At 69.6% G+C, this 12,579-nt stretch carries 10 protein-coding genes; 2 read left to right on the top strand and 8 right to left on the bottom strand.

The genetic code is table 11. The annotated features are described in order from the left end of the window. Positions 1-65: 65 nt before the first annotated feature. Together hisS and ACFWP5_RS34045 are read right to left on the bottom strand one after the other, a co-directional pair. Positions 66-1,328 carry a histidine--tRNA ligase gene (hisS, locus tag ACFWP5_RS34050; RefSeq protein WP_384165478.1) on the bottom strand — a complete coding sequence of 421 codons (1,263 nt, stop codon included), beginning with the start codon at positions 1,326-1,328 and terminating at the stop codon, positions 66-68. Positions 1,329-1,340: 12 nt separating this feature from the next. Beyond that, entirely contained in the window at positions 1,341-2,048 is a 708-nt protein-coding gene (locus ACFWP5_RS34045) for an MBL fold metallo-hydrolase (RefSeq protein ID WP_384165475.1), read from the bottom strand. A 179-nt stretch (positions 2,049-2,227) separates the two neighbouring features. Here ACFWP5_RS34045 and ACFWP5_RS34040 point away from each other — a divergent pair, with 179 nt between their 5' ends. Together ACFWP5_RS34040 and ACFWP5_RS34035 are read left to right on the top strand one after the other, a co-directional pair. Next, positions 2,228-3,055: a peptidylprolyl isomerase gene (locus ACFWP5_RS34040; RefSeq protein ID WP_384165472.1), complete on the top strand. Its 828-nt coding sequence runs from the start codon at positions 2,228-2,230 to the stop codon at positions 3,053-3,055. Positions 3,056-3,190: 135 nt separating this feature from the next. Beyond that, positions 3,191-4,420 carry a DUF349 domain-containing protein gene (locus tag ACFWP5_RS34035; protein WP_384165469.1) on the top strand — a complete coding sequence of 410 codons (1,230 nt, stop codon included), beginning with the start codon at positions 3,191-3,193 and terminating at the stop codon, positions 4,418-4,420. 76 nt (positions 4,421-4,496) lie between these two features. Here the strand turns inward: ACFWP5_RS34035 and ACFWP5_RS34030 are convergent, their stop codons facing one another. From ACFWP5_RS34030 to ruvB, 6 genes are all read right to left on the bottom strand, one after another. Further along, positions 4,497-7,037 (bottom strand): RelA/SpoT family protein, encoded by a 2,541-nt coding sequence (locus ACFWP5_RS34030; protein ID WP_384165466.1) that lies wholly within the window; start codon positions 7,035-7,037, stop codon positions 4,497-4,499. 231 nt (positions 7,038-7,268) lie between these two features. Further along, entirely contained in the window at positions 7,269-7,808 is a 540-nt protein-coding gene (locus ACFWP5_RS34025; protein WP_384165463.1) for an adenine phosphoribosyltransferase, read from the bottom strand. Next, positions 7,805-8,932, bottom strand: coding sequence for a protein translocase subunit SecF (gene secF, locus ACFWP5_RS34020; RefSeq protein ID WP_384165459.1), 1,128 nt, complete (start codon positions 8,930-8,932; stop codon positions 7,805-7,807). The genes ACFWP5_RS34025 and secF overlap by 4 nt, the downstream gene beginning before the upstream one ends. 1 nt (position 8,933) lies before the next feature. Continuing rightward, positions 8,934-10,688, bottom strand: coding sequence for a protein translocase subunit SecD (secD, locus tag ACFWP5_RS34015; RefSeq protein ID WP_384165457.1), 1,755 nt, complete (start codon positions 10,686-10,688; stop codon positions 8,934-8,936). Between the two features lie 142 nt (positions 10,689-10,830). Beyond that, positions 10,831-11,337, bottom strand: a complete 507-nt coding sequence (gene yajC, locus ACFWP5_RS34010; protein ID WP_384165454.1) for a preprotein translocase subunit YajC — start codon at positions 11,335-11,337, stop codon at positions 10,831-10,833. Between the two features lie 165 nt (positions 11,338-11,502). Further along, positions 11,503-12,573 carry a Holliday junction branch migration DNA helicase RuvB gene (gene ruvB / locus ACFWP5_RS34005; protein WP_366097445.1) on the bottom strand — a complete coding sequence of 357 codons (1,071 nt, stop codon included), beginning with the start codon at positions 12,571-12,573 and terminating at the stop codon, positions 11,503-11,505. Positions 12,574-12,579: the final 6 nt, after the last annotated feature.

Raw genomic sequence — 12,579 nt, 5'->3', positions numbered from 1 at the left:
GGGTCTGGGGGCGCAGCCCCCAGGGACGGGACGGGTAGGGGCGGCGGGGGCGAGGAAACCAGGCCTCAGCCCAGCTTCGACTCCAGCTCCGCCACGATCTCGTTGACCCCGACCGCCCGCTGCTCCCCGGACTCCATGTCCTTGAGCTGCACGACACCCTCGGCGAGGTCGCGTTCGCCGGCGACGATCGTGTAGCGGGCCCCGCTGCGGTTGGCGTTCTTCATGGCGCCCTTGAGGCCCTTGGAGCCGTAGGAGAAGTCGGCCGCGATGCCCAGCTTGCGGAGTTCGGTCACCTTGGTGAAGAGGACCCGGCGGGCCTCGTCGCCGAGCGGGACGGCGAACACGCTGGTGGACGCGGGGAGTTCGAGTTCGACGCCCTCCGCCTCCAGGGCGAGGACCGTACGGTCGACGCCCAACGCCCAGCCCACGGACGGCAGCGCGGGGCCGCCGATCATCTCGGACAGGCCGTCGTAACGGCCGCCGCCGCCCACCGCGGACTGGGACCCCAGACCGTCGTGGACGAACTCGAAGGTCGTACGGGTGTAGTAGTCGAGGCCGCGCACCAGCTTCGGGTCGTCCTCGAAGGAGACGCCTGCAGCCGTGATCAGCTCGCGGACCTCCTCGTGGTACGCCTTGCACGCGTCGCACAGGTAGTCGCGCAGCAGCGGGGCGTCCGTCAACTGCTTCTGGACGTCCGGGCGTTTGTCGTCGAGGACCCGGAGCGGGTTGATGTCCGCGCGGCGCAGCGTCTCCTCGTCGAGGTCCAGGCCCCGGAGGAAGTTCTGCAGCGCCTCCCGGTACACCGGACGGCACTCCTTGTCGCCCAGGCTGTTGAGGAGGATGCGGAAGTCGCGCAGTCCGAGCGAGCGGTACGCCTGGTCCGCCAGGATGATCAACTCGGCGTCCAGTGCCGGGTCCTCGGCACCGATCGCCTCGGCGCCGACCTGGGAGAAGTGGCGGTAGCGGCCCTTCTGGGGGCGCTCGTAGCGGTAGTAGGACCCCGAGTACCAGAGCTTGACCGGGAGGTTGCCCGCCTTGTGCAGGTTGGCCTCCAGGGCCGCGCGCAGCACGGAGGCGGTGCCCTCGGGGCGCAGGGCGAGCTGGTCGCCGCCCTTGGTCTCGAAGGCGTACATCTCCTTGGTCACGATGTCGGTGGACTCACCGACACCGCGCGCGAAGAGCTCGACGTTCTCGAAGCCGGGCGTCTCGATGTAGCCGTAGCCGGAGTTGCGCAGCGGAGCCGCGATGGCCTCGCGCACGGCGAGGTACTTGGCGGACTCCGGCGGAATCAGGTCGTACGTGCCCTTGGGGGCCTGAAAGGTACTCACGGAAATCTCTCGTCACATTCCTCGTCGGGGAGCGTCCGAGCTCCCGAGGCCGGAGGCCACCTCCCGCAGATACGGGTTGGTGGCGCGCTCCTGGCCGATGGTCGTCTGGGGGCCGTGGCCGGACAGCACCACGGTCGAGTCGTCGAGCGGCAGGCACACGCGGGCCAGCGAGTCGAGGATCTCGGCGTGGGAGCCGCCGGGCAGGTCGGTGCGTCCGATGGAGCCGGCGAAGAGCAGATCCCCGGAGAAGAACACGGAGGGGATCTCCGTGGCCTCGGGCATCTGGAAGGTCACCGACCCCTTCGTATGGCCCGGCGCGTGCGCGACCGAGAGCTCCAGTCCCGCGAGCGCGAGCCTCGCACCGTCGGTCAGCTCCTTGACCTCGTCCGGCTCCCCCACGGTCAGCTCGCCCATCAGCGGCATCCCGATCGAGCGGCCGATCGCCTTCTCGGGGTCGCTCATCATGTACCGGTCCTCGGGGTGGATCCAGGCCGGCACGTCGTGCGCGCCGCACACCGGGACGACCGAGGCCACATGGTCGATGTGGCCATGGGTGAGGACGACCGCGACGGGCTTGAGCCGATGTTTCCTGAGCGCTTCCTCGACTCCCTGGGCGGCCTGATGGCCCGGGTCGATGATCACGCACTCCTCACCGGCGGCGGGGGCGACGAGATAACAGTTCGTCCCCCAGGCCCCGGCGGGGAACCCGGCAATGAGCACGATCGTCCTTCGTTGTGTCGATACGGGAGGGGATAAGGATCCCTGCGTCAGTGGTCAGAGCCTACCGGCGCTGCCGAATCCTCAGCGAACCCATATACGGTACGGGGCACACGCAGGCGGTCGGCTCACAAGACGCACGCGTCCCAGTCGACGTACGAGACGCATGAGGAGAGAATCCGGTGGTCACCCAGGAACAGCGGAAGCGGCAGCTCGCGCGGGAGAAGTTCTTGCGGCAGCAGCAGCGGCGTACGTCCGCTCGACGCAAGGCGCGCATGCGCAACTCGGTGATCGCGTCGGTGCTCGGCGTGATCGTGATCGGCAGTGTGGCGCTCTACACGACCGGGGTCCTGAAGGGCAACGACGACAAGTCCAACGCGAGCGCGGACGTGACGCCCACGCCCAGCGCCTCGGCGACGAAGAAGGCGCCGGACCCGTGCGCGAAGCCGGCGGCGGGCAAGATCAAGACGCTGACCTGGAAGAAGGAGCCGGCGGTCACGATCGACAAGTCGGCGAAGTACACGATGAAGCTCGCGACGACCTGCGGTGACATCGACATCGCGCTGAAGACGTCGGCCGCGCCGCACACCGTGAACTCGTTCGACTTCCTTGCCGGCAAGGGTTTCTTCGACCACACGAAGTGCCACCGGCTCACCACCAGCGGCATCTACGTGCTGCAATGCGGCGACCCGACGGGCGCGGGCAGCGGCGGTCCCGGCTACACGATCCCGGACGAGAACCTGAAGGACGCGAGCCTCAAGGGCGGGATCTACCCGGCGGGCACGATCGCGATGGCCAACACCGGTCAGAAGCACACCGGCGGCAGTCAGTTCTTCCTCGTCTACAAGGACAGCACGCTCCCGGCGAGCTACACCCCGTTCGGTACCATCTCGGCCTCCGGGATGAAGGTCCTGAACAAGATCGCGGCGGCCGGTGAGAGCACGGGCGCGGGCGACGGAGCACCGAACGCGACGGTCGTGATCAACAAGGCGACCGTCACGAAATCCTGACCGTCAACAGCGAAATTTCGGTCGCGCGGGATGCGGACAGGCAACCCGCCGGTCGCCTATGTTGGCCGTGACGAAACTGTGGACGATGTCCGGGGGCACAGAGGCCCTGTGCAGGCATCATGTGGAGGAGGCGCTGTGAGCAGCGACCCGTGGGGCCGCGTCGACGAGACGGGGACCGTGTACGTGCGTACGGCCGACGGCGAGCAGGTCGTCGGTTCCTGGCAGGCCGGCTCCCCCGAGGAGGCGCTGGCCTACTTCGAGCGCAAGTACGAAGGCCTGGTTGTCGAGATCGGCCTCCTCGAGAAGCGCGTGAAGACCACCGACCTGTCGGCGAAGGACGCGCAGGCCGCCGTCGACCATCTCCGTGAGCAGGTGGTCGCCCACCACGCGGTGGGCGACCTCGCGGCGCTGGGGGTCCGGCTGGACAAGCTCGTGGAGACCGTCGACGCGCGCCGCGAGGAGCGCAAGCAGCAGCGCGCCAAGCAGTCCGACGAGGCCCGGCACTCCAAGGAGGCGCTGGTCGTCGAGGCGGAGGAACTGGCGCAGTCCGACCAGTGGCGGGCGGCCGGTGAGCGGCTGCGCGCGCTGGTGGACACCTGGAAGGGTCTGCCGCGTCTGGACCGCAAGTCGGACGACGAGCTGTGGCACCGCTTCTCGCACGCCCGGTCGGCCTTCTCCAAGCGCCGCAAGGCGCACTTCGCGTCGCTGGACGCGCAGCGCGAGGACGCCCGCAAGACCAAGGAGAAGCTGGTCGCCGAGGCCGAGGGTCTGTCGGCCTCGTCGGACTGGGGTCCCACGGCCGCGCGCTACCGCGAGCTGATGGCCGACTGGAAGGCGGCGGGCCGCGCCCAGCGCGAGCACGAGGACGATCTGTGGAACCGCTTCCGCGGCGCCCAGGACGTCTTCTTCGCCGCCCGCAGCTCGGTCTTCGCCGAGCGGGACGCCGAGCAGACGGAGAACCTGAAGCTCAAGGAGGAGCTGGCCGAGGAGGCCGAGAAGCTCCTGCCGGTCACCGACCTGAAGGCGGCCCGCGCGGCCTTCCGCTCGATCAACGAGCGCTGGGAGGCCATCGGCCATGTGCCGCGTGACTCCCGTCCGAAGGTCGAGGGCCGGATGCACACGATCGAGCGGGCCCTCCAGGAGTCCGAGGAGACCGAGTGGCGCCGGACGAACCCGGAGGCACGCGCGCGTGCCGAGGGTCTGACCGGTCAGCTGCAGGCCGCCGTGGACAAGCTCACGGGCCAGATCGAGCAGGCCCGCGCCCAGGGCAACACCTCCCGCGCCGACAAGCTGCAGCGCGAGCTGGAGGGCCGCCAGGCCCTGCTGGAGCAGGCTCTGAAGGGCCTCCAGGAGTTCGGCGGCTGACCGCGCCAGGCATACACGAAGAAGGGGCTCCCGTACGTGACGTACGGGAGCCCCTTCTTCGTGTGCGAGGTGTCCGCTACGTCTTGTTGCGCGCCGACGTCACGCGGTAGACGTCGTAGACGCCCTCGACGCCCCTGACGGCCTTCAGGACGTGTCCCAGGTGCTTGGGGTCGCCCATCTCGAAGGTGAAGCGGGAGGTGGCGACGCGGTCGCGGGAGGTCTGGACGGCCGCGGAGAGGATGTTGACGTGCTGGTCGGACAGGACGCGGGTGACGTCCGAGAGGAGCCGGGAGCGGTCCAGGGCCTCCACCTGGATGGCGACCAGGAAGACCGAGGACTGGGTGGGCGCCCACTCGACTTCCAGGATGCGCTCGGGCTCGCGGGACAGTGAGTCCACGTTGACGCAGTCGCTGCGGTGAACCGATACGCCGCTACCGCGTGTGACGAAACCGATGATGGGGTCGCCGGGGACGGGCGTACAACAGCGGGCCAGTTTGACCCACACGTCGTCGACGCCCTTGACGACGACACCCGGGTCGGCGTTCGACCGGCGCTTGCGGCCGCGGCCGTGCGCCGGCGGCACGCTCTCGTCGATCTCCTCGGTGGCCGCCTCCTCGCCACCGAGCGCCTGCACCAGCTTCTGCACGACGTTCTGCGCGGCGACATGGCCCTCGCCGATCGCCGCGTACAGCGAGGAGATGTCCGGGTAGCGCATCTCGTGCGCGAGCGTGACGAGGGAGTCGCCGGTGAGGATGCGCTGGATCGGCAGGTTCTGTTTGCGCATCGCGCGGGCGATGGCGTCCTTGCCCTGCTCGATCGCCTCGTCGCGGCGCTCCTTGGAGAACCAGGCTCTGATCTTGTTGCGGGCGCGCGGCGACTTCACGAAGCCGAGCCAGTCGCGGGAGGGGCCCGCGCCGGGTGCCTTGGAGGTGAAGACCTCCACCAAGTCGCCGTTGTCCAGGGTGGATTCGAGCGGTACGAGGCGCCCGTTGACCCGTGCTCCTATGGTCCGGTGGCCGACCTCGGTGTGCACCGCGTACGAGAAGTCCACCGGGGTGGCGCCCGCCGGCAGCGCTATCACGTCGCCCTTCGGCGTGAAGACGAAGACCTCGTTGCGCGACAGGTCGAAGCGCAGGGACTCCAGGAACTCCCCGGGGTCCTCGGTCTCCTTCTGCCAGTCGAGCAACTGGCGCAGCCACGCCATGTCGTTGAGGTGGTCGTCCTTGCCCGTGGTCCTGGGCACCTCCGAGCGCACCTTGGAGGTGCCGGCGACGGCCTCCTGCTTGTACTTCCAGTGCGCGGCGATGCCGTACTCCGCGCGGCGATGCATGTCGAACGTGCGGATCTGGAGCTCAACGGGCTTGCCGTTGGGGCCGATCACCGTCGTGTGCAGCGACTGGTACATGTTGAACTTGGGCATCGCGATGTAGTCCTTGAACCGGCCGGGGACCGGGTTCCATCGCGCGTGCACCGTGCCGAGGGCCGCGTAGCAGTCGCGGACGGTGTCCACGAGGACGCGGATGCCCACCAGGTCGTAGATCTCGGCGAAGTCGCGGCCTCGGACGATCATCTTCTGGTAGACGCTGTAGTAGTGCTTCGGGCGGCCGGTGACGGTCGCCTTGATACGGGCGGCGCGCAGGTCGGTCTGGACCTCGTCGGTCACTATGGCCAGGTACTCGTCACGCTTCGGCGCCCGCTCGGCCACCAGCCGGACGATCTCGTCGTACATCTTGGGGTAGAGGATCGCGAAGGCGAGGTCCTCCAGCTCCCACTTGATGGTGTTCATGCCCAGGCGGTGGGCGAGCGGCGCGTAGATCTCCAGGGTCTCGCGCGCCTTCTTCTCCTGCTTCTCGCGCTTGAGGTAGCGCATGGTGCGCATGTTGTGCAGGCGGTCGGCGAGCTTGATGACCAGGACGCGCGGGTCCTTGGCCATGGCGACGACCATCTTGCGGACGGTCTCGGCCTGCGCGGCCTCGCCGAACTTGACCTTGTCGAGCTTGGTGACGCCGTCGACGAGGAGGGCGACGGAGTCGCCGAAGTCGCGGCGGAGCTGGTCGAGGCCGTACTCGGTGTCCTCGACGGTGTCGTGCAGCAGGCCGGCCATCAACGTGGCCGGGTCCATGCCGAGTTCGGCGAGGATCGTGGTGACGGCGAGCGGGTGCGTGATGTACGGGTCGCCGCTCTTGCGCTTCTGGCCGCGGTGCCAGCGCTCGGCGACCTGGTAGGCGCTCTCGACCTGGCGGAGGGTGGCCGTCTCGATCTTCGGGTCGTTGCTGCGCACTATCCGCAGCAGGGGCTCCAGGACCGGGTTGTACGGGTTGGAGCGCTGGACGCCGAGGCGGGCCAGGCGGGCGCGGACGCGGTTGGAGGAGCCGCCGCCGGTGCGTGCGGGCTGGCCGGCCGTGGGACGGGGCGCGGGGGTGGCCGCCGGGCTCTCGGCGGGAGCCGGCTTGGGGCGCGAGGGCTCGGCCGCCTTGTCGGCGGGCGCCGACCGGTCGTGCTCCGCCGTCCCGAGCGGTTCGCCGGGTGCGGTGCTCGCGCTCGTGGCGGGCTCCGCCGCGGGGCCCGGGGTGGGCTCGGGCTTGGCGGCGGTCAGGGGCTGGGCCTCGTCTGCCAAGAGGACTCCTCGTGCGCGATCCGGGTCCCCCGGTCAGGCTCCGGAGTCCCCATGGTAGCGATCCCGGGCTCCGGGCTCGCCTTCAGGCCGATGTGAGGGCCGTCTACCGGTGAAACACGAGAGGCGGGCACCGGATTCCTCCGGGCCCGCCTCCGCGGTGTCCTACGGGTGTCTCAGGGCTTTCCTACGGCCTTCCTGGGGCCGTCCTGTGGATGTCCCGCCGGTGTTTGCTCAGAGCTTGAGCAGCGCCTCCAGAGGAGCGCCTTGGAGGGTCGGCTCCAGCCGGGCCCGGCCGCCCAGGAAACCCAGCTCCATGAGGACGGCGACACCCGCGATCTCGGCGCCCGCCCTGCGGATCAGCTTGAGGGAGGCCTCGGCGGTGCCACCGGTGGCCAGGACGTCGTCGACGACCAGGACGCGGTCTCCGGCGCTCAGGTCCTCGGCGTGCACCTCGATCTCGGCGGAGCCGTACTCCAGGTCGTACGCCTGGCTGAGGGTCGCTCCGGGGAGCTTGCCCGCCTTGCGCACGGGGATGAAGCCGACGCCCGCGCGGACGGCCACCGGGGCGCCGAGGATGAAGCCGCGGGCCTCCAGGCCCACGACCTTCGTCGCACCGGTGCTCACGACGACCTCCGCGAGCGCGTCCGTCAGCGCCGTGAACGCGGCCGGGTCCGCCAGGAGCGGGGTGATGTCCTTGAACATCACCCCCGGCTCCGGGTAGTCGGCCACATCGCGGATACGGCTGAGCAGCAGCTCCTGGACGTCGGTCATCGGCGCTTCCCCGAGGGACGGCCGCGGCCGCGGTTGCGGGACGCCGGCTGGGTGCGCGGGCCTACGACGGCTGCCGCGTCCTTGGGCTCGTCGTCGTAGTCGTCGTCCGCCCGGCTGGCGACCTGGGAGGACTCCGCCGGCTCGCCCTGCGCGGCTGCCTGGGCCCGCTTGGCGAGGACGCGCTTCTTGAGCGCCTTCATCTGCGGCTCGGCCTCCTTGAGGTCGGCGACGAGCGGCGTGGCGATGAAGATCGAGGAGTACGCACCGGCCGCGAGGCCGACGAACAGCGACAGCGAGATGTCGTTGAGCACACCCGCGCCGAGGAAGCCGCCGCCGATGAACAGCAGGGCCCCGACCGGCAGCAGCGCGACGACCGTGGTGTTGATGGAGCGGACCAGGGTGCCGTTGATCGACCGGTTGGCGATGTCGCTGTAGGTCCAGCGGGTCTGCTTGGTGATGTCCTTGGTCTGCTCCTTGAGGCTGTCGAAGACGACGACCGTGTCGTAGAGCGAGTAACCGAGGATGGTCAGCAGACCGATCACCGTGCCGGGCGTGACCTCGAAGCCGACGAGGGCGTAGATGCCGATGGTGATGGTGATGTCGTGGATCAGGGCGACGAGCGCCGCCAGGGCCATGCGCCACTCGAAGGCGATCGCCAGATAGATCACGACCAGCACCATGAAGATCGCCAGGCCCTCCCAGGCCTTGTTGGCGACCTGGTCACCCCAGCTGGGGCCGACCAGGTCCGCGGCGATGTTCTCGGAGCTGACGTTCAGGTCCTTCGCCAGCTTCGTCTTGATGCTGTCGGACTTGCCGGTGTCGATGCCGGCGATCTGGATGCGCAGGCTGCCGTCGCCGAGCTTCTGGACGACCGCGTCGTGGCCGGAGGCGTCCTCGGCGTACTTCTCCGCCTGGCTCACCGAGGCACTCATGCCCTTGGGCGTGGTGAAGGCGGCGCCGCCCTGGAACTCGATGCCCATGTTCAGGCCGCGCACCGTCAGGCCGAGGATGGCCGTGATGGTGATCAGGATCGAGATGCCGTACCAGATCTTGCGATTGCCGACGAAGTCGTACCCGACCTCGCCACGGTGCAGTCGGGCGCCGAGGTTGCCGAGCTTCGACATCTCACGCCTCCTTCGGGTCGACGGGGGCGGAGGGGCGACGGGTGCGGCGCAGCGGCGGCTTGGCGCCCAGCGCCTTCGGGTCGATGCCGGACCACTTGTGACCGTCCGCGAAGAACTTCCTGCGGGCGAGGATGGTCATCAGCGGCTTGGTGAAGAGGAAGACGACGACCACGTCGAGCACGGTGGTCAGACCGAGGGTGAACGCGAAGCCCTGGACCTTGCCGACGGTGACGATGAACAGCACCGCGGCGGCGAGGAACGACACGAAGTCGGAGACCAGGATGGTGCGCCGGGCGCGCGGCCAGGCCCGCTCGACGGAGGGACGCAGCGAGCGGCCCTCGCGGATCTCGTCCCGGATACGTTCGAAGAACACGATGAACGAGTCCGCGGTGATACCGATCGCGACGATCGCACCGCAGACGGCCGGCAGGTTCAGCGCGAAGCCGATGCCCGGGCCGAGCAGCGCCATGATCACGTACGTGAGGATCGCGGAGACCAGCAGCGAGGGGATCGCGATGACCGACAGGCCGCGGTAGAAGATCAGCAGGTAGATGACGACCAGCGCGAGGCCGATCGCGCCCGCGATCAGACCGGCGTGCAGCTGCTCACCGCCGAGGGCCGCGGTCACCGTGGTGACGCTGTCCTCCTTGAAGGTCAGCGGCAGGGCGCCGTACGACAGCATGTTGGCGAGGCTCTGGGCCTCCTCCTGGGTGAAGCTGCCGGAGATCTCCGCGCTGCCGCCGGTGATCGACGAGCTGACGGACGGGCTGGAGACGACCTGGCCGTCCAGGACGATGCCGAACTCGTTCTGCGGGCTGGTGTTCTTCGCCAGTTCACCGGTGACCTTGGCGAACTTGTCGCCGCCCTTGCCGGTGAAGTCCATGGTGACCTGCCAGCCGGCGGCGGTCGTCGTGTTCAGGACGGCCGCGGCCTTCTTGACGTCGGTGCCGTCGACTGCGGCGGGGCCGAGCACGTACTTGTACCAGACGCCCGAGACCTGGCCGCAGGCCACGGTCGCGTCGCCGGCCTTGGCGGTCTTGCCGGCGGTGTTCTGGACCGACTTCTTGGAGCAGTCGAGCGCGGTGTACTGGGCCTCCAGCTTGGCGGCCGCCGCGCTGGCGGCGGCGCTGCTGGTCGCCGACGGGGTGGCGCTGGACGAGGCCGTGGCGCTGGGGCTCGCGGACGAGGTGGAGTCGGCCTTCAGCGCGTCGCTGGCGGCACGGCCCTGAGAGGTGGCGGTGGCCGTCGGGGTCGCGGAGCCGGTCGAGGAAGCGGTCGCCTTGGGGCTGGCCGAGCTCGACGAGCTGCTGGACGCGCTCGGCGACGGGGTCGTCGTCGCGGCGCCCGTGGAGGCCTCCGTGGCCAGGACCGGGCGGAAGTACAGCTTGGCGGTCGTACCGACCTGCTGCCGCGCCTCCTCCGAGTTCGTGCCCTTGGGGATGTTGACGATGATGTTCTTGGAGCCCTGGGTCTGGACCTCGGCCTCCGAGACACCAAGACCATTGACACGGCGGTTCATGATGTCGACCGCGGTGTCCATGTTGGTCTTGTTGATCGACGATGCCTCGCCGGGCTGGGCCACCGCCCGCAGGGTGATGCTCGTGCCGCCGGCCAGGTCGATGCCGAGACGCGGAGTGTTGTGCCCGGATGCGAACATGCCACCGGTGAGCGCCACGATGGCGATCAGGATGAGGGCCAGCGAGCGCCACGGCTTGCTCTGGGCGCTCGCGCTGCGGCCCCTCTTAGGTGCTGCCACCTTCTCGTACTCCCTCTCGGGCCGCCTCGCGCCGGGTCAGCGCGGCTACGGCCATGACATGGTGTCGGGATCCCGTGCGAGCGACGCACGTACCCGGGGTGCGCGGGGCGCGAGCGGGTCGCGCCGCGCTCCCGGGACGTGACTACTTCGCGTCGGACTCGCCGTCGGACTTCTTCGGCTCTTCTTCCGTCTTCGCCTCGGCGGCCTCAGCGGGCTCCTCGGTGGCGTCGGCCGGCTCGTCTGCCGCGTCCTTCTTGCCGAGGTCGATGGGCTTGTCGTCGGAAGAGTCGGCGGCGGGCTCGTCGGTGTCGGTGAGGGAGGAGGCGTCGTCCGGGACGATGGCGGCGTCGTCCTTCAGGTCGTGCTCGACGCCGTGGACGATGCGGTTGTACTCGTCGTCGGTGAGGACGGCGCCGATCGCGTTCTTCGCGAAGAGAAGCTCGATGCCCGGGCCTGCGTCGAGGAGAACCGTCTCCTCGTTGACTTCCTTGACCGTCGCGTACACGCCCCCGATCGTGCGGACGCCGGTGCCGGGCTGCATGTCACTACGCATCGACGCGGCCGCCTGCTGCTTGCGCTTGGCAGAGCGGGTCATCAGGAACATGGCCCCGATGAGCACGATGAAGGGGAGAAGGGTCACGATATTCACGGGACGGAATTTCCTTCGCACGACCGCGGCGGTGAGCGGCCTGGTGGATGGGGGTGGTCGGCGCCGCCCACAAAGGCGGCATCGGCGGAGTCTAAGCGAGTCCACGCTGATGGAACAACGCTCAGCATGGCACCGGGGTTCCTGACCCGGCCAGTGCCCCCGCCGTCACGCCCCGAACAGGTCCCCTTGTCCGTTTCCCCCGGTTGACGAGCGGGGCGGGGTGAGGCCGAGATGCGCCCACGCGGCGGGGGTGGCGACGCGTCCGCGCGGGGTGCGGGCGAGCAGCCCCTCTCGTACGAGGAAGGGTTCGGCGACCTCTTCGACGGTCTCGCGCTCCTCCCCCACGGCGACGGCGAGCGTGGACAGGCCGACCGGTCCGCCGCCGAACAGCTTGAGCAGGGCTTCGAGGACACCGCGGTCGAGCCGGTCGAGGCCGCGGCCGTCGACCTCGTAGACCTTGAGGGCGGCTCCGGCGATGTCCTGGGTGATGAAGCCGTCGGCCTTGACCTGTGCGTAGTCCCGTACGCGGCGCAGCAGCCGGTTGGCGATGCGGGGGGTGCCTCGGGAGCGGCCGGCGATCTCGGCGGCGCCGGCGGGGTCGATCTCCACGTCGAGCAGGTTCGCCGAGCGGTGGATGACACGCTCCAGCTCGGTGGGCTCGTAGAACTCCATGTGCGCGGTGAAGCCGAAGCGGTCGCGCAGCGGGGGTGGCAGCAGTCCCGCGCGCGTGGTGGCGCCGACCAGGGTGAACGGCGGCAGTTCGAGCGGGATCGCGGTGGCGCCGGGACCCTTGCCGACGATGACGTCGACGCGGAAGTCCTCCATCGCCATGTACAGCATTTCTTCGGCGGGCCGGGACATGCGGTGGATCTCGTCGAGGAAGAGGACCTCGCCCTCCTGGAGGGAGGAGAGGATCGCGGCGAGGTCGCCGGCGTGCTGGATGGCGGGGCCGCTGGTGATGCGGATCGGGGCTTCCATCTCGGCGGCGATGATCATCGAGAGGGTGGTCTTGCCGAGGCCGGGGGCACCGGAGAGCAGCACGTGGTCGGCGGTGGCGCCACGCGCGCGCGCGGCACGCAGCACCAGGTCGAGCTGCTCGCGGACCTTCTCCTGGCCGATGAACTCGCCCAGGTCCTTGGGACGCAGGGCGGCCTCGACGGCCTGGTCCTCGCGGTCGGCGACAGAGCCCACCAGCCGCTCGTCGGCGGTCTCGTCGGTCGTGTCGTCCCAGTTCACTGACGG

The organism is Streptomyces sp. NPDC058469 (assembly GCF_042721125.1).
GTDB lineage: Bacteria > Actinomycetota > Actinomycetes > Streptomycetales > Streptomycetaceae > Streptomyces.
The sequence above is the reverse complement of the archived record's forward strand: the minus strand, read 5'-3'. Positions and strand labels throughout refer to the sequence as shown.

Coding starts and splice junctions, on each gene's coding strand:
- secF (WP_384165459.1), bottom strand. CDS start 8,932: ATGTCGAAGCTCGGCAACCTCGGCGCCCGACTGCACCGTGGCGAGGTC.
- ACFWP5_RS34025 (WP_384165463.1), bottom strand. CDS start 7,808: ATGACCGACGTCCAGGAGCTGCTGCTCAGCCGTATCCGCGATGTGGCC.